The organism is Lysinibacillus sp. FSL K6-1151, from assembly GCF_038630755.1.
Taxonomy (GTDB): Bacteria; Bacillota; Bacilli; order Bacillales_A; family Planococcaceae; genus Lysinibacillus; species Lysinibacillus fusiformis_D.
Map to the genome: position 1 here is coordinate 387,270 of NZ_CP152040.1, position 17,406 is coordinate 404,675.

The window sequence follows — 17,406 nt, forward strand, 5'->3', positions numbered from 1 at the left end:
GGACAATTGTGCTTCAAGGCTTTTTGTTGTGAGCATATTAGAGTTTTATAATAATCCAATCCATTTCCAATAAGTAGCTGAGAACAGAAGAATTAGAAGGAAGCCGATAATCGTTAATGGAATACCAGATTTCAAGAAATCCTTTGTTGTAAATGCTCCTGTCCCATAGGCAAGCATATTTTGTGGTGCGCTAATTGGTAATAGGAAGCCAAAACTTATGACGAATTGTTGCACGATGACAAAGCCAACCTGATCAACATTCGTTGTTAATGTAGAGGCTAGTACGATGAATACAGGTATCAGTGCAGAGGCTAAGCTTGTTGCACTTGCAAAGCCTAAATGAATTAAAATATTAAATAATGTTACGAGTGCGATGGTTGCTAGTATTGGCATCGTATCTAGCCCAAGTGAACCAAATACTTTATCGGATAACCATGATGCACCTTCCGTCTTAAGTAAAATGGTTCCTAGCATAATACCTACGGCAAAGACGATAATTGTCCCCCACGGGATATGAGGTTCAACTTCCTTCCATGAATAAACACCGATTTTAGGCATTAATAAAATAGCGATGGCAATAATTGTGACTGTAGTTGTGTCAAAGGGATGCAATTTCCCTTCAGTTGCCCAGAAAAATAGCAAAACGATTGATGTTATGATTAAGCGAATTTCAGGAGCCTTCAATGGGCCAAGCTCTGAAAGCTGTTTTTTGATGACCTCTTTACCACCTTCGATATTGCTAGTCTCAGGCTTAATTAAAGCGATCATAATGAAAAATAGAGCTACAGACATAATGATTGAGAAGGGGGCAGCATAGAGCAACCAAGCACCCCAGGAGATATCCACATTAAATTGTTCCTGAATAAAGTTTAAAGCGACCATATTTTGAGCTGCTGCTGTCTTGATACCGATATTCCAAATGGAAACGGCTTGTACCGAAGTAATAACAAGTAAAGCGGCGAGTCGACTATCGCGTGGTAAACCAAATGCTGCGACCATCCCTAGCAATATTGGTACGACTGCGCCTGCACGTGCTGTGGCAGAAGGAACAAAAAAAGCGAGGGCTATAGAAACTAAAATGGCGCCGAATACGATAGCTTTTGTTTTTGTTCCTACAAGTGAAAGGATCCAGAGAGCAAGCCGTTTATGTAAGTTGGTAATTTGCATGGCTGCTGCTAAAAAAAGAGCTGCTGCTACTAATGCGACAGCGGAATTACTAAATCCACTTAAGGATAATTTTAAAGCGCCAGCAGTTCCTAATTCTGTAGCAGGATCGTCCATTGATGGAGCGAGCCCTAGTAGAACAGTTACAAGTGCAATGATCATGGCTGAGCTAACGGGATAGGACACGGCCTCTGTTACCCATAGGATGACTGCGAATGCTAAGATGGCTAAAGCTCGTTGTCCAGCAATCGGTAAGTCACCGTTATTAGGTAAAAAAGTAATGATGATTAGTAAAGCAAAGGCCAAGCCAATCCATAGTGGCTTTAAATTCCGTTTCGTAGCTGTTTGATTGGGTGAAGACATATTTTCTCATCCTTTCTACGATAAATATGACGATTATTATCCATAACATCGGTTAGTAAAATGTTTTATTAAGATAAGAACTTGTCTATTTTATTGTAAAAAAATAAGTATGCAGAATAGCTGCTTTTTACAGCGATATAAGTAGATAAAGAGAAAATATACGGTCATAAAAAATACAAAAATATCCATTGTAATATTATTTCTTTTTCTTAAATGCAGACGTTACTTTAGGCTCTGTACCCTTCACTAATCGTTGGATATTTTCGATGTGCAGGATAATAGCTATGCCAAAAAGAAGGACAGCAATTATAGTTGGGCCAATTCCAGGAATCCATAAATATGTTGCCGTACAAAAAACGAGATAAAACTCTAGAACACCGACAATTAAATAGTTAGTTGCAAAGGATAAAATGACAAATAAAATAAGTGCAAATAAACCAATCTTCCAATCTACAGCAAGTAGAATTCCAATAATAGAGGCAGTTCCTTTCCCACCATTGAAGCCCATATAAAATGGGAAATTATGACCCAAAATAACCCCTGCAGCAATAATGTAGGTCAGGAGCCATATTTCTCCTTCGGTTAAATGCGGAGCATCTGCTAAATAAAAGTGTGCACCGATAATAGCTACAACGCCTTTGCCAATATCGATTAGGGCTACTAAAACGCCATATTTCCAGCCGAGGGAAAGTGTAGCATTAGAGGCACCTGCATTGCCATGGCCAGCTTTTTTTAAATCAACCCCCGATAAAAATTGTGCCACTTTAGAGCCGTGAATACAGCCAATTAAATATCCAACTAAGAGAAAAATGATCACGGCTTTTACCATAAAAATACTCCTTTCAAATTTTTTTCTAAATTAGTGTATGCGTTCATATTACGTATAAGAGCTGACAGAAGTTTCGGAAAAAATAAAATTTACATATTGACAGAAAAAAACTCTATGTTTATACTGTGTTACAACGATGGAAATTGAATCTCATACTCTTATCAAGAGCGGCGGAGGGATAGGCCCTATGATGCCCAGCAACCAGTAAGTGATGAACTTACTAAGGTGCTAATTCCTACAGATTCTTACTTGGATCTGGCAGATAAGGGGAGGAAAACTTGCAACCGCAACCCTCTTCTTAACAGGAGAGGGTTTTGTTTTCTACACATAAATCCTCCTCATCTCCGGTACCATCGTAAAAAAATAATTGGAGGTACACAATGACAAATTTTAAACCAGAAACATTGCTGTTACATGGTGGTCAAGAGCCAGACCCAGTGACGGGCTCTAGAACAGTTCCTGTCTATCGCTCAACTGCTTTCGTATTTAAGGACACTGCTCATGCGCAACGTCTTTTTGCCTTAGAGGAAGCGGGGAACATTTACACACGGATTACAAATCCGACAGTGGATGTTTTTGAAAAGCGTGTGGCCTTATTGGAAGGTGGAACAGCAGCAGTAGCACTTTCATCTGGTGCAGCAGCTATCGCATTTTCCATTTTAAATCTAGCTGGAGCAGGCGATGAAATAGTAGCAGGTAGTTCTTTATATGGTGGTACGTATAATTTATTTGCTAACACATTACCGAAGTATGGCATTAAAACAATTTTTGTAGATGAAACAAACCCAGAGAATTTTAAGGCTGCGATTACCGATAAAACGAAAGCTGTCTTCGCTGAAATTTATGGTAATCCAAGTTTAAAAGTTTTAGATATTGAAGCAGTAGCTAAGATTGCACATGCTAACAGTTTACCATTAATTATCGATAGTACATTTGCTTCTCCTTATGGTTCCACACCAATTGAATACGGTGCAGATATTGTTGTTCACTCCGCAACTAAATGGATAGGTGGTCATGGTACAACTTTAGGTGGGGTTGTTGTAGACGCTGGTAAGTTTGATTGGACTAGTGGACGATTCCCTGGATTTACGGAACCAGATGCTTCTTACCATGGATTACGTTACGGAATTGATACAGCTTCTGCTGCTTTTGCTACGAAGCTACGCGTACAGTTGTTACGTGACTTCGGTCCAACATTAAGTGCTGACGCAGCGTTTAATTTACTACAAGGTTTAGAAACGCTTCATTTGCGTATCCCTAAACACAATGAAAATGCGTTGGCAGTTGCTGAATATTTACGAAACCACCCATCTGTGGAGTATGTAAACTATAATGGCCTAGAAGATTTTGCGACACATGATTTGGCGAAAAAATACTTGAAAAATGGCTTCGGTTCTGTGCTTACATTTGGCATTAAAGGTGGACGTGAGGCTGGTCGAAAGCTAATTGATAGCGTGAAGCTGTTTTCACATGTAGCAAATGTAGGGGATGCCAAATCGCTCATTATTCACCCAGCATCTACTACACATCAGCAATTATCAACAGATGAATTAATTCAAGCTGGCGTAACCGAGTCGCTCATTCGCTTATCCATCGGTTTAGAGGCAGTAGAGGATATTATTGCTGATTTAGAACAAGCCATTACGCTTGCCACAACAACTGAACAAACTGTAGAAGCTTAAGTTTTAGAACGCAAGGGAAGATGTTGTAGAGTTTACGTATTTTCTCATTCGAATTGCCTCATTTGGCATTGCGTCAAACGTTGCTACATCAACCAAGTATAAAATCCATCAATTATCAGAACTTTTTTAAAAATAAAACCAAGTATTTTTATGTGTATTATTGACTTAGTTAATTCCGTGTTATATACTAGGGAATAAGTTAAGAATACGAAAATTCTTGTTATAAGGTAAATGTTTTCATAAGTGCTCCCCCCACTTTTGAATATATAGAAGAAGAGTGGTCGCATAGCCAGTGACTGCTCTTCCAAAAAAACTGATGATAAAGGAGTGTTTAAAATGGGTAATATCTATAGTGCACAAAACATTGCATCCTATCTAATTTATGAGCTGAATGAAGGTCATGTCTTTGTCAACAATCAATCCATTCAACACTTACTTACATCAGTCGATAAAAAATGGAAGCAAGTCTTTGGTCATACAGCATTTCAAGAGTATGTTGTGGCTGAAGAGGAGGGCTATACTGTAAAGGAAGTTTTTGAGGCATATGAACATTACGGTGTGAGCCATATTGCACTTCCTGCAACAGAGCTTTACTTAAAATACGGTACATTTCAATTAGTGGAACGTACGTATGCAATACCAAATTTTACAGAAGAAGAAATTAGTCTTGTTCAACAAGCTTTAACACATTATCGTTATCAATTGCTTTCAAAAGCAAGTTGAAAACCCCCATATATTAAAGCTCATTCTCTGCTGCTACAGGGAATGAGTTTTTTCTTTAGAGGTCATTAAAATAGTAACAAGATGATGGGTGTCCAAGCATACATATATAATAGAAGAAAGACATTCATATATTTAAATGGAAATAGTCAATTTTTGTTCAAATCTTATAGATCAACTAAAAAAACGTATAATAAAGGGAATGAAACCGATTTCTTTTGCACATCTAGAGAAAACAAATGTCCTTCCTAGAAAGATTTTTCTTGTACTAAGTATGTATTTGCGTTACAATTTTCTTTAAGATAAATTTAGAATTATTTGAATTTGTATGTGTTCCAACACATACTAAAATAGCGAAACTCGTACAAAGAAGAGTAATTGGCTAAAGCTTGCGGTGGGTGTCCAATTATCATGACACAACCCCATGGAGAAATTAGCTTTGATGAAACTGCGGAATGTAAGTTGGAGGGAATAACAGAAATGGCAACTATAAAGGCAGCGATTTTAGGATTTGGAACGGTAGGTCAAGGGATCTATCATATTTTAAATGAAAAGCGAGAAGAGCTAAAAAATAAATTAGGTATTGAATTAGAGGTAGCAAAGATTTTAGTGACAGATGCTAGTCGTGAACGTGTACCAGGTACAGCGCATTTAATGACGACGAGTATGGATGATGTCTTAGCAGAGCCAGGTATGCAGGTTGTGTTTGAAGCGATTGTAAATGAAGAGCCTGCATACAGTTATTTAAAAAGAGCAGTTGAGCATAAATGTCACGTTGTTACAGCCAACAAAGTGATGTTTGCTAAACGAGGCTTAGAGTTGCAGGATCTGGCAAAAGCAAATGGTGTTTTTGTAGGCTATGAGGCAACTACTGCAGGTGGCGTACCTGTTATTAAAACAATGAAAAATATTTTACTTGTTAATGATGTGAGCCGTATTCAAGGAGTCCTGAATGGCACATGTAATTATATTTTAACAAAAATGCGTGCACAAGGCTGGTCATTCGAAACAGCTTTAAAAGAGGCGCAAAGTTTAGGTTATGCCGAGGCGGATCCATATAATGATATTTCTGGTCAGGATGCCTTTAAAAAATTAATGATTTTAAGTGCTTTAGCTTTCGGAGAGCAACCAGATTGGGCTGATGTAGAAGTAATTGGTATCGATAGCATTTCGGCTGAACAAGTCCGTGAAGCGTGTGAAAACGGTCTGCGTTACCGCCATGTCGCTGAAGTGGAAAAAAGGGCTGACGGTAAAATTATCGCTAAAGTTGGTCCTCAACTGGTTGATAAAGAACATCCACTTTATCCCGTTGATGATGTGTTCAACGCGGTAGCGTTAGAGACTAACTATATTGGGACATTAACATTAGTTGGCCCTGGGGCAGGAATGTACCCAACTGCGAGTGTCATGGTAGAGGACTATGCTGAAATCATTGGGAAAAGAGCAGGATTTGTTGTGACAATCTAATAAACTTATTTTTTAAAATTACCCGCCACTCAACAATGTTCGATTGTATGAATGGTGGGTTTTTTTAATCTTCATCTTTCACATCTATATCTTCTGGAATAGGGGTAGAACGCCAAATTTCGATTTCCTCTTTAATACGTTCCAATTGTTTAAAATACGTGCTAAATTGGCCGCTATTGATTAGGGTTTGTTCTCCATCGTAAACAGAACGGATACGCCCCTCATAAACTAGACGCATAATTTGATCCTCAGGCATACCAAGATCAACAGCTGTCTCTGCAATTGTTTTGTACATACGATTCGCTCCTTTTACTGTATATATTATAACTGCCATTGTTGAGAAAGCATACTAGGCTAATTGAAAGAAAAAGTAAAAATGATAATTGTTTGATTTTGGATAAATATGTATTATTAGTATTAATGAAGTAATAAAGCGAGGATGAATTGATAAATGTTAAATCCGTTGTTGGTATTACTAGCAGCCATTCTATGGGGAATGACAGGAACAGCTCAAACATTTTTAAATCAAGGGGTATCTCCAATAGCAGTGGCCACTATTCGTTCTGCAATTGGTGGCGGTCTATTATTAGCCATTACCATTTCATTACGGAAAATTAACTTTCGAAAATGGTCATGGAAATGGACGATTTTAGCTGCAGCCAGTATTGCTCTTTTCCAGGGTCTTTTCTTTTCATCTATCCGTCTAACAGGAGTAGCCATTGGAACAGTTGCGACAATTGGTAGTGCACCAGTATTTTCTGGTGTTTTAGAATGGCTTATTTGGAAAACTCGTCCGACAGCGGTATGGGGACTTGCTACACTGATGGCGATTATCGGATGTCTTTTATTATTTATGAATAATGGAGACGAGTCTGTTCATATAGGTGGATTTGCACTAGCACTTTGTGCAGGTGTGTCCTTTGCATTTTATACAAACATTAGTAAAAAATTAATGGCACAGGAAGAGGCATTGCCAGCAGTCGCCATGACATTCTCTATTTGTACGTTATTTTTACTGCCGTTTTCTTTTGAAAATGGATTTGCTTGGTTAGGGAATACACATAACTTATGGACAATGCTATTCATGGGAATTATGTGTACAAGCGTGGCGTATTTATTGTTTTTAAATGGTCTGCAAAAAATTAGTTCATCATCAGCTGTAACACTGTCATTAGCAGAGCCATTAACTGCTGCCATTCTTGGGGTGTTTTTCATTGGAGAACAATTAAGTATCGTGTCCTGGCTTGGTCTAGCAATGCTACTAGGTGGCATTGTTGTTTTAACCATAGGTGGAAGGAAAAAACGAAAACCTTAAGAAATTCTTCATTTTTATAATAGCTGGTTTTTAAGATTTGAAAGGTACACTGATATTTGAGAGCGAGGTGTATATCATGACGAAATTAACAGTTCTTGTTACAGATGACGATCAAGATATTCGTGATGGTATTGAAATTTATTTAAAAAATGAAGGCTATCATGTCATTAAAGCAGCAGACGGCCAAGATGCATTAGAAAAGCTAGAGAACAATGAAGTACATTTAATTATTTTAGATATCATGATGCCAAACATGGATGGCATTACAGCAACCTTTAAAATTAGGGAGGAGCGCAATATTCCAATTATTATGCTGAGTGCAAAGGCAGAGGATGGCGATAAAATACATGGGCTATCCGTTGGAGCTGATGATTATGTGACGAAGCCATTTCATCCATTAGAACTATTGGCACGAGTGAAATCGCAGTTGCGACGTTATGTGCAACTAGGGACGTATAGTGAAGGAGCGACAAAAGTGGAAATTGACGGACTTGTTCTTGATGAAGATGCAAAAGAGGTCATACTAGAAGGAGAACCTGTTCGACTAACTCCAATAGAATATAAAATCACGGAATTATTAATGAAAAATGTAGGGCGTGTTTTTTCGATACGTGAAATTTATGAACGTGTTTGGAATGAGGAGGCGTACAATGCTGAAAATATTGTAGCTGTTCACATTCGGAAGATACGTGAAAAAATTGAAGCAGATCCGAAAAATCCGCGCTATCTAAAGGTGGTATGGGGCGTTGGCTATAAAATGGAAAAATAAACTAGAGAAGTATATGACGATTGCAGGATTTATAGCAGGTGTTGTTGGGCTCATTTATTTTGGTGTTTATGCCTATCAAATCGTCGATTCTCGCTCCTCAGAGGTTTTGCAATTTTTGGAAAGAATTTTTTAGAGGAGTGTAAGAGGTATGATAAAAAAATGGAAATCCTCTCTAGTGTTAATGTGTTTCATTTGGACAATTTTTGGTATTTTTACTTTTTGGCATGTAGGTTATCAGTATATTGGTAAATCCTATTTCCAATCGGAAAATTTCCAGCATGAAATCGATAATTTCACAGCAGAACTAGGACCGTTAGTGTTAAATGTACCGAATGCCGCAGATTTTAAAGATGAAATAGAAATTACGCAATCAGAAATAGAAGATCATCGTAATTACTATGGTACATTGGGACAGCAAATCGATAATATTAAACAGCAATACGGACAGCGAATTCAAGAAGCAGTGGATGCCAATGCTGCAGAATTACAAATAAAGCTAGAGACTGAACGCGATAATAAGATTAAAGATATTACGGCAAACTTTGAAAATGATGAGCATGTGCGAAAGAAGATTCGTGCTGAAAAAGAAGCATTAATTGATAAATATATTAAGTCAGTACAAGCCGAAGCGAAAAGCTTTGGAAAAAACTATGACTACTGGTCCTATGAGTTGACGAATATTGAAACAGGTAAAATATACCGTGCAGGTGATGTTTCAGAAAGCAGTGCCTATAAAATAAAATATTCTGAGCGAAACCCATTATATGCAGGAAATATTAGTAATAATTTAAGGGATATTTTTTACAGTACAGAAGCATATGTGGATGTAGATAATTTTTATGAAACAGCTGAATATATGGGTGTCTTAACCATCTCGAAAAAAGCAGTTCAATCATTAGGCGTTATGCAGGATTATAATCGTTTTCACCGTAATCAATATACCTTTTTCTTTGTGTGGCTGACTAGTATAGTAACGGCAATCTTTGCATGGAGAGGTCGTAAGGTTGTACTACAAACTGTCACGAATATGAAGGAAAAAGAGATTTTAACTAAGGTAAAGTTTGACTTTCAGGTTATTCTAGTATTGATCACAGGATTTATGTATCTTTTTACTTCCCAAATTGTTTTTGAATCTATTGAATACACTTACGATTACAATTATCAATATAATTATGTACGGTCTATACTAGATTCTGCCTTTAAAATAGCTGTGTTATTCGTTATAGGCAGTGCTTTCTTTGTACAATTAATTTGGCTGTATACAAGAGTGGATACTTTGAAAAAGCTAGAAGAAAATATGAAATCAAGTTATTTATGGTCACTTGGCGATTCGATGACTGATTTATTTATCAATCGTTCTATTGCATTGCATTCATTGGTCATGTTAGCTGCAGCCTTCTTTGGGGGAGGTAGCCTTGTCGCTTCTATGTTAAGAGGAGGCGGTTTTCCAGTTCTTGTTCTTGCTATGTGTATGTTCGTAGGAATTCCTGCTCTGGTTGTTTTCCTATCAAGAATGGGTTATTTAAATCGCATTATGAAGGATACGAAGAATATGGCTGAAGGACGTTTAAACCGAGATGTGAAGGTAAAAGGCAAATCACCGCTTGCAGGTCATGCTGAAAATCTTAACCATTTACGAGAAGGTGTTCGTACGTCCATGCATGAGCAGGCGAAAAGTGAACGTTTGAAAACAGAGCTTATTACAAATGTGAGTCATGATTTACGTACGCCATTAACCTCTATTATTACGTATACGGATTTACTGAAAAAGCCCACTATTACAGACGAAGAACGTCAACAATACATTCAAATTCTCGATAAAAAATCTGAGCGTTTAAAAGTATTGATTGAAGACCTTTTTGAAGTGTCAAAAATGGCAAGTGGCAATATTGAACTCCATCGCAGTCGAGTAGATTTGACGCAGCTTATTCAGCAAGCGGTAGGGGAGCATAAAGAGGATTTGACACAGTCAAGCTTAGATTTACGTATGACGATGCCACACGATCCCATCTATGCATATGTGGACGGTCAAAAATGGTGGAGACTCATCGATAATTTAATTGTGAATGTCTTGAAATATGCGTTAGAAGGAACACGTGTATACGTGACGTTGAAACGTACGGCAGATGGTGATGCTGAATTTACAGTGAAAAATGTTGCGAAATATGAAATCAGTGAGGATGCCGAGGAATTATTTGAACGCTTTAAACGTGCAGATGCTTCAAGGCATACAGAGGGCTCAGGACTTGGATTAGCGATTGCACAATCTATTGTCGACTTACATGGGGCAAGAATGAGTATTGATGTAGATGGCGATCTATTTAAAGTAATTGTTCGAATTCCAGCAGTATAATGGAAAGATGGCGGCAGAAATTTGCCGCCATCTTTTTATAAGCCTAAATTTTTGGCGATAATGACTTTCATCACTTCGTTGGTACCAGCATAGATGGACATAACAGGTATATCTCTATACCTTCTAGCAATTTTATATTCCTCCATATAGCCATAGCCACCATGCAATTGCATACATTGCGTGGCAAGCTCACGTGCATTTTCTGTGATCCAGTATTTTGCCATAGATACTTTTGTCACAACCTCTTTCCCAGCAATATGCTCTTCAATCAAGGATTCTAAAAATGATTTTCCAAGCTCAATTTTAGTAGCCATTTCAGCAATTTTAAATTTTGTATTTTGGAAGTCGCCAATTGTTTTACCAAAGGCTTGACGTGATTTTACATAGTCTAATGTCAAGGTAAGCATATCCTCTGCGGCTGTTTGTGCAGCAATCGCTACTGCTAATCGCTCTTGCTGTAGCTTTTCCATCATATAGTGAAAACCTTTGCCTTCTTCTCCAAGTAGGTTTTGCACAGGCACTCGGCAATCTTCAAAATAGAGTTCTGCCGTATCTTGGGCATGCATCCCAACCTTTTCGAGCTGTCTTCCTTTTGTAAAGCCAGGTGTACCTTCTTCAATGACAAGTAGACTGATGCCGCGATGCTTTTTCTCCACCTGTGGATTTGTTTTCACTGCAACAATGGCTAAGTTTGTATGAATGCCATTAGTGATAAAGGTTTTTTGTCCATTGACAATGTAAAAGTCACCATCGCGGATCGCGGTTGTTTGTATATTTGCCAAGTCTGAACCTGTACCAGGCTCAGTCATCGCAATCGCAGTGATATAGTCGCCTGAAATACATTTAGGCAGCCAGCGAGATTTTTGTTCATGTGTACCATAAGCCTCGATATAAGGTACGGCAATATCATTATGCAGTCCAATCCCAATAAGACTTGAACCTATACGTTCTAGCTCCTCTTGAATAATAACACCGAAGCTGAAATCCAGACCAAGCCCGCCATACTGCTCCTCGACCTGTGGGCAAAGGTAGCCCATCTCACCGAGCTTGCGCCAAAAGGAAAGTGGAATTAGATGGTCTTTTTCCCATTGAATATAATGTGGCTCAGCTTCTTCAGCTAAAAACTTACGGAAGGTTTTACGAAATAACTCATGCTCTATTGTTTCAAATTTATAACGTGTCATTCGAAATAGCACCCCTTTTTGCTCGTAAATGCGTAAATTTTCTCGTTCATCTATTATGTTACTGGAAGATTTGTAGAAATTAAAGTGGCTTTTAGTGTGAAAATGACGAAAATGTCATCTAAATATGGTGGAATGTCATGTAGAACGAGAGAATCGAAGGAAATAAAAAGGTAAACTTATAGTTGTCATCTGTAATCAGTTCCTATTTTCAGATAGAAGATTATTCAAGGGCTTCAAGCAATATGATTGTTAAGTATAATGATATAATCAACTAAATTATAGAAGAAAGTAGAGGACTAGGTTATGCCAAAAGTAATCGGTGGTATACTTTTAATTAGTATTTATAGTGCGTTGACTTTCTATTTAGGGTGGGGAGTAAAGCAGTGGCTTGTAGCGATGGGATGGTTCCGTTATCCAGTCCTATTTTGGCTGATCCTGTATATTGTTGCTTTTAGTATTATTATCGGAAGATTACATGAGTCTTTACGGTTTTTTTCGGTCATCAGTAATTACTGGATGTTTCTCTTTGAATACGGCTTATTACTGTGTTTAGCTTCACAATTGATTGTTTGGTTAACTCCCTTTAAAAATGTACAAATAATTGGTAGTATAGCAGTTGCTGTCCTAGTTTTGTTAAGTATCATCGGCTCTTATTTAGCTTATTCACCAGTAGTTCGTCATTTAGAAATAACGGTAGCCAAAAAGGAAAGTGAACTAGAATCACTGAGAGCTGTTGTGGCATCTGATTTTCATTTAGGGGTATTATCGCATAAAAGGCATTTGCAACGATTTGTAAACTTGGCAAATGAAGCGCAGCCAGATATTGTATTGTTAGCTGGCGATATCGTGGATGATGATCCAAAATGGTTTGTTCAAGAGGGCATGGCGGATGTCATGAAAGGATTAACATCTACATATGGAACGTATGGGATATTGGGTAACCATGAATATTACGGTAAAAAAATTCCTGAGTTTGTAAAGGAAATGGAAAATGCCAATGTGAAAATACTGCTAGATGAAACAATTCGTATAGAAGATGCGTTTGTATTAACAGGGCAAGAGGATAGGACGAATAAAGAAAGAAAAACACTTGAAGAATTAAAGGTATCTGATAACTTGCCATGGCTTGTGATGAACCATACACCCGATGACTTGGTAACACCAACGGCAATGGGGGTTGATTTACATATGTCAGGTCATACACATAAGGGTCAGCTATGGCCAAACCAGTATATAACGGCTCGGGTATTTGAACTGGACTATGGTTATAAGTTGAAGGAGCATATGCATACACTTGTTTCATCAGGCTATGGCTTCTGGGGACCACCGATGCGAATTGGTAGTAGATCAGAGCTTTGGGTAGTGGATATAAACTTTCAATAGTGTGTGGTAATCTTGAAATGAGCTACCTAGGTGAAATGACAGTAGTATATGAAAACGTAGTATCTTATAATAGGTGGGTATTTGATTAAAAAAGGTAAGGTGACATGGTGGAAATTATAGAATTATTAAAAGCGTTAATATTAGGCTTTGTCGAAGGTATGACGGAATTCGCACCAGTATCTTCTACGGGTCATATGATTATCGTGGATGATATGTGGTTAAAGACAGAGGAGTTTTTGGGAAAATATCCTGCTAACACATTTAAAATTGTTGTGCAGCTCGGCTCCATTTTAGCGGTTATCGTAGTGATGTGGAAACGTATGCTAAGCTTAGTTGGCTTATATAATATTGACGGTCAATCAAAATCCATAAACGGCCGTTTTAACTTATTGCATGTTATTGTTGGGATGCTGCCAGCAGTTGTTTTAGGTTTTGCGTTTAAAGATTTTATAGACGACCATTTATTTAAAGTAGAACATGTAGTTTATGCTTTAGTGGCAGGAGCAATTCTAATGATTGCTGCGGATAAATTGGCACCAAGAAAACCAAAAGTAGATTCTTTAGACAAGATATCCTATGGTTTAGCATTTAAAGTTGGGTTAGTTCAATGTCTATCTTTATGGCCAGGTTTTTCTCGTTCAGGTGCGACTATTTCAGGTGGGGTACTCTTTGGTATGAGTCACCGTGTTGCAGCCGATTTTACATTCATTATGGCAGTGCCAATCATGGCAGGGGCTAGTCTAGTATCCGTTCTGAAAAACTGGGATACTTTATCGATGGACTATTTTGGATTCTATGCAGTTGGATTTATTAGTTCATTTATCTTTGCCTTACTATCCATCAAGTTTTTCCTAGCACTTATTTCAAAGGTGAAGTTAATGCCTTTTGCGATTTATCGTTTAGTTTTAGCCGCAGTTCTTTGTGTAATTATTTTTATGTAAATAAAAAAGGTCACTCTTGGTCCTGCACCCCTAAAGTTAGAGTCAAAAATCTAAACTTTAGGGGTGCAGGACTCTTCTTTGATAAGAAGCAGTGGCTTTTTTTATTACTCCAGCCATCATTTTTTTGAAAAATGAGTAAAATAGTTATAAAGACTTATTGAATAGTACAAATGTATAGAGGATTATAATGATAATAGCTATCATTTACCTCTTTATTATTCATTTGTTTATTTTGAGATTATAATTGATACATAGAATGTCCAAATATTTGTTGTTATTGAATAGCATTTAGGATAATAGACTTAGTTCGGTATATGATTATAATATGAGGTGGAGAAAATGTTTCAAATTGTAAATAGATCTAAGAAAAATACAATTGAAATTAGTGATGAAGCAGCTGTCGGTATTTTTATTGAAGAGCCAGAACGTTTATTTCAGTTAAATCTTGTAGGATTAAGTGTATACGACCTTCAATTGATTAAAAGCTTAAAGCCTTATGTGGAAAGAAACGTTGTTGAGGTGGTTGGTGCATTTTATCATGCTATTGAAAGCGTGCCCTCTTTACAGGCTGTGATACAAAAGCATAGTTCTAGCGAGCGCTTACGGCAAACATTACGCCATCATATTATTGAAATGTTTGAGGGGCGTATAGATGAAGCTTTTTTAGAGAAGCGAAGCCGTGTGGCAAAGATGCATGTGAAGATTAATCTCTATCCTAAATGGTATTTAGCAGCCTTTTACATTCTTGAAAAATCACTACGTAAAATTATTTATGAGCTTCGACTATCTAAAGACGAGGAAGAGAAATTTTGTGATGCTGTTAGTAAAATATGTAATTTCGAGCAGCAAATTGTTTTGGAAGAATACGATAACTATGCCAGTATATTAATAGAGAAACAACGCAATAGCGTTAGGGAGCATGTAAAGGATGTCATAGGCGGCATTTCAACACAGTTGGAGGTTCAATCTCAAAATACGACTGAAACAGTAACACAACTTGTTTATAGTGCACAGCATGTCAATGATTCTTTGACAGATAGTATGCAAGAGGCACAATCTATGCAAAAGGTGTCTAATGAAGGTTATACTAAAATTGTATCTATCAATGAGCAAACTGGAAAAATTCATCATAAAACAGTTGAGATGGCTAATATGGTGGAGCAGCTAGATGCCTCTTCTTCCAAAATTAATGCAGTTGTAGAAATTGTGAAAAGCATCTCAGGGCAAACCAATTTACTTGCGCTGAACTCTGCAATTGAAGCAGCACGTGCTGGCGAACATGGTAAGGGCTTCGCAGTCGTTGCAAATGAAGTAGGTAAGCTTGCTGATCAAACGAAAAGCTCAGTCGAACAAATAGCTGAACTAATTATGATGTCGAACGGTATTACAACACAGGTGGTCCAAGCCATTCAGGATATACAGCAACTCGTGAATAGTAGTATTGAACGCAATGCCGAGTCGCTAAAAGCATTTGATGCGATTTCTGGTTCTGTGGAAGATTCTATCTCTAACTTTCAAAATGTTGGTAGTCAAATAGCTGAATTAGTAAAGATTATTGAAACTATTGGTGAATCTTCTGGAGCATTAGAGAAAGTGGCCAATCGCTTAAATACAACAATTAGAGAATTTTAATAGTGTTGATGTCAACGGCAGAAAAAGTAAGTTTGAAAGGCGAGGGGTTAATTTCCGTTCTGCCAGCGTCTCAGCTGTGACGCTAAATCCCTAGGAGTGACGCTGGCTCCACTCCAATCAACCATGCGCAAAAGAGTCTTTTCCTAATCTTTCATACGAGCCTTAGTGAACAAAATAGCTCTTTATTTGTATGATTAGAGTAAGGATAGGCTTTTATTTTCAATGTGGAGAAGCGATGAGTGACAACACCCCTCCATAAAGAGTAGTGAATACTTCCACTTTAGTTGAAAACCTTTGCTCAAAAGAAATATTTTTATTGATTGGGCTACTTGATTCCCATGGGGTAGTACTCGCTTACAGAATGCAAGTAGCCTACAATGGAACTTTCACAAAAATGTTATTGAAGGTTTTGTTTTCCAACATTATGAAAAACTATGCATCCAATCTATGCATAGTTTTTTTCGTGCTGTGGATTAGGATAGAATGATGTATTACACGGATAAACTAAAAATGAGGCTGATGAATTAGCTAATAACTATCAGTTATGGAAGGATACAGACTAGAAAACCCTAGAAAATGCTTGTTTTAAGTGTTACGCTATAGGCGAATTAGGGAAATGAGTAGAGGGGTGTTTTTGGAGCATGAAAAAGAAATTATTTATAACACGTAAATTTCCTACACATATTGTTGAACCATTACAGGAGTTTTATGAAATCTCGCAGTGGGAAGAAGAAGACCTGGTTATTCCACGAGACAAATTGCTAGCAGCTGTCGCTGACTGTGAGGTGCTATGGGTAACGATAGCCGATCAAGTAGATGAAGAGTTACTTTCACATGCACCCAATTTGAAATTAGTGACCAATTTAGCAGTTGGCTATAATAATATTGATGTGAAAGCTTTACGGAAACAAGGCATTATGGCGACAAATACACCAGGTGTCTTAACCAATACGACTGCGGATTTAGTATTTGGCTTACTGCTTGCAACTGCACGTAGAATTCCAGAAAGTGAAAGATATTTACGTGAAGGCAAATGGAACAGCTGGTATCCAATGCAACTGGTTGGTAAGGATGTATCAGGAGCAACAATAGGAATTATTGGCATGGGGCGAATTGGCCAAGCTGTTGCTAGAAGAGCAAAAGGTTTTGATATGAAAATCTTATATAATAATCGCAGACGTCGGCATGAAGCGGAAGAAATGTATGGCTTCCAGTATGTTTCATTGGAAGACCTTTTAAAGCAATCTGATTTTGTTGTGATTATGACACCTTATAATACTGATACGGAAGGACTCATTGGGGCACAGGAACTAGCTTTGATGAAGGAAGATGCTGTATTAATAAATGCTTCCCGTGGTGGGATCATTGATGAGGCTGCCCTGTATGATGCTTTGAAAAATGGTAAGCTGTGGGCTGCGGGGCTAGATGTTTTTGAACAAGAGCCGATTGCTATGAATCATCCTTTATTAACTCTTCCAAATGTAGTAGCACTTCCACATATCGGTAGCGCTTCGTTAGCAACGAGAACGGCCATGCTGATGCTAAATGTGAAAGCATTAACGGCTTATGGACAAGGCAAGGCAATCTCCAATCGAATTGATTAA

Annotated in this window: 15 protein-coding genes and 1 riboswitch; of the genes, 11 read left to right on the forward strand and 4 right to left on the reverse strand. The window is 37.7% G+C overall.

From position 1 onward, the window contains the following. Nucleotides 1-45: 45 nt before the first annotated feature. Both MHI04_RS01870 and MHI04_RS01875 read right to left on the reverse strand, forming a co-directional pair. Nucleotides 46-1,527 carry a DASS family sodium-coupled anion symporter gene (locus tag MHI04_RS01870; RefSeq protein WP_058844783.1) on the reverse strand — a complete coding sequence of 494 codons (1,482 nt, stop codon included), beginning with the start codon at nucleotides 1,525-1,527 and terminating at the stop codon, nucleotides 46-48. A gap of 196 nt (nucleotides 1,528-1,723) precedes the next feature. Beyond that, nucleotides 1,724-2,356, reverse strand: a complete 633-nt coding sequence (locus MHI04_RS01875) for a glycerol-3-phosphate acyltransferase (protein ID WP_036117761.1) — start codon at nucleotides 2,354-2,356, stop codon at nucleotides 1,724-1,726. Nucleotides 2,357-2,511: 155 nt separating this feature from the next. Beyond that, nucleotides 2,512-2,625: riboswitch (SAM riboswitch) on the forward strand. A 111-nt stretch (nucleotides 2,626-2,736) separates the two neighbouring features. Here MHI04_RS01875 and MHI04_RS01880 point away from each other — a divergent pair. The 3 genes from MHI04_RS01880 (at nucleotide 2,737) to MHI04_RS01890 (ending at nucleotide 6,225) form a co-directional block, all read left to right on the forward strand. Beyond that, nucleotides 2,737-4,038 carry an O-acetylhomoserine aminocarboxypropyltransferase/cysteine synthase family protein gene (locus tag MHI04_RS01880; protein WP_340810241.1) on the forward strand — a complete coding sequence of 434 codons (1,302 nt, stop codon included), beginning with the start codon at nucleotides 2,737-2,739 and terminating at the stop codon, nucleotides 4,036-4,038. A 336-nt stretch (nucleotides 4,039-4,374) separates the two neighbouring features. Continuing rightward, nucleotides 4,375-4,761: a hypothetical protein gene (locus MHI04_RS01885; protein WP_141905157.1), complete on the forward strand. Its 387-nt coding sequence runs from the start codon at nucleotides 4,375-4,377 to the stop codon at nucleotides 4,759-4,761. A 477-nt stretch (nucleotides 4,762-5,238) separates the two neighbouring features. Continuing rightward, nucleotides 5,239-6,225 carry a homoserine dehydrogenase gene (locus tag MHI04_RS01890; protein WP_036117793.1) on the forward strand — a complete coding sequence of 329 codons (987 nt, stop codon included), beginning with the start codon at nucleotides 5,239-5,241 and terminating at the stop codon, nucleotides 6,223-6,225. Between the two features lie 64 nt (nucleotides 6,226-6,289). Here the strand turns inward: MHI04_RS01890 and MHI04_RS01895 are convergent, their stop codons facing one another. Continuing rightward, nucleotides 6,290-6,520 carry an excisionase gene (locus tag MHI04_RS01895; RefSeq protein WP_036117751.1) on the reverse strand — a complete coding sequence of 77 codons (231 nt, stop codon included), beginning with the start codon at nucleotides 6,518-6,520 and terminating at the stop codon, nucleotides 6,290-6,292. Between the two features lie 156 nt (nucleotides 6,521-6,676). Between MHI04_RS01895 and MHI04_RS01900 the strand changes: the two genes are divergently transcribed. The 4 genes from MHI04_RS01900 to MHI04_RS01915 all read left to right on the forward strand — a co-directional run bounded on the left by MHI04_RS01900 (nucleotide 6,677) and on the right by MHI04_RS01915 (nucleotide 10,662). Next, a complete protein-coding gene (locus tag MHI04_RS01900; protein ID WP_036117748.1) occupies nucleotides 6,677-7,540 on the forward strand; it encodes an EamA family transporter in 864 nt (287 codons plus the stop codon). Between the two features lie 76 nt (nucleotides 7,541-7,616). Beyond that, entirely contained in the window at nucleotides 7,617-8,309 is a 693-nt protein-coding gene (locus tag MHI04_RS01905; protein ID WP_036117745.1) for a response regulator transcription factor, read from the forward strand. After that, nucleotides 8,287-8,442 (forward strand): hypothetical protein, encoded by a 156-nt coding sequence (locus MHI04_RS01910; protein ID WP_155273172.1) that lies wholly within the window; start codon nucleotides 8,287-8,289, stop codon nucleotides 8,440-8,442. Before MHI04_RS01905 ends, MHI04_RS01910 begins: the two co-directional genes overlap by 23 nt. 15 nt (nucleotides 8,443-8,457) lie before the next feature. Continuing rightward, nucleotides 8,458-10,662 (forward strand): HAMP domain-containing sensor histidine kinase, encoded by a 2,205-nt coding sequence (locus tag MHI04_RS01915; RefSeq protein ID WP_058844779.1) that lies wholly within the window; start codon nucleotides 8,458-8,460, stop codon nucleotides 10,660-10,662. 35 nt (nucleotides 10,663-10,697) lie between these two features. Here MHI04_RS01915 and MHI04_RS01920 read toward each other — a convergent pair whose 3' ends face one another. Then, nucleotides 10,698-11,846 carry an acyl-CoA dehydrogenase family protein gene (locus tag MHI04_RS01920; RefSeq protein ID WP_058844778.1) on the reverse strand — a complete coding sequence of 383 codons (1,149 nt, stop codon included), beginning with the start codon at nucleotides 11,844-11,846 and terminating at the stop codon, nucleotides 10,698-10,700. 303 nt (nucleotides 11,847-12,149) lie between these two features. Here MHI04_RS01920 and MHI04_RS01925 point away from each other — a divergent pair, with 303 nt between their 5' ends. The 4 genes from MHI04_RS01925 to MHI04_RS01940 all read left to right on the forward strand — a co-directional run bounded on the left by MHI04_RS01925 (nucleotide 12,150) and on the right by MHI04_RS01940 (nucleotide 17,406). Continuing rightward, on the forward strand, nucleotides 12,150-13,229 hold the full coding sequence (locus MHI04_RS01925; protein WP_058844777.1) for a metallophosphoesterase: 1,080 nt from the start codon (nucleotides 12,150-12,152) through the stop codon (nucleotides 13,227-13,229). A 107-nt stretch (nucleotides 13,230-13,336) separates the two neighbouring features. Continuing rightward, nucleotides 13,337-14,170, forward strand: coding sequence for an undecaprenyl-diphosphate phosphatase (locus tag MHI04_RS01930; RefSeq protein WP_036117790.1), 834 nt, complete (start codon nucleotides 13,337-13,339; stop codon nucleotides 14,168-14,170). A gap of 339 nt (nucleotides 14,171-14,509) precedes the next feature. Beyond that, nucleotides 14,510-15,802: a globin-coupled sensor protein gene (locus tag MHI04_RS01935; protein WP_342504173.1), complete on the forward strand. Its 1,293-nt coding sequence runs from the start codon at nucleotides 14,510-14,512 to the stop codon at nucleotides 15,800-15,802. A 641-nt stretch (nucleotides 15,803-16,443) separates the two neighbouring features. Then, a complete protein-coding gene (locus MHI04_RS01940) occupies nucleotides 16,444-17,406 on the forward strand; it encodes a D-glycerate dehydrogenase (protein WP_058844775.1) in 963 nt (320 codons plus the stop codon).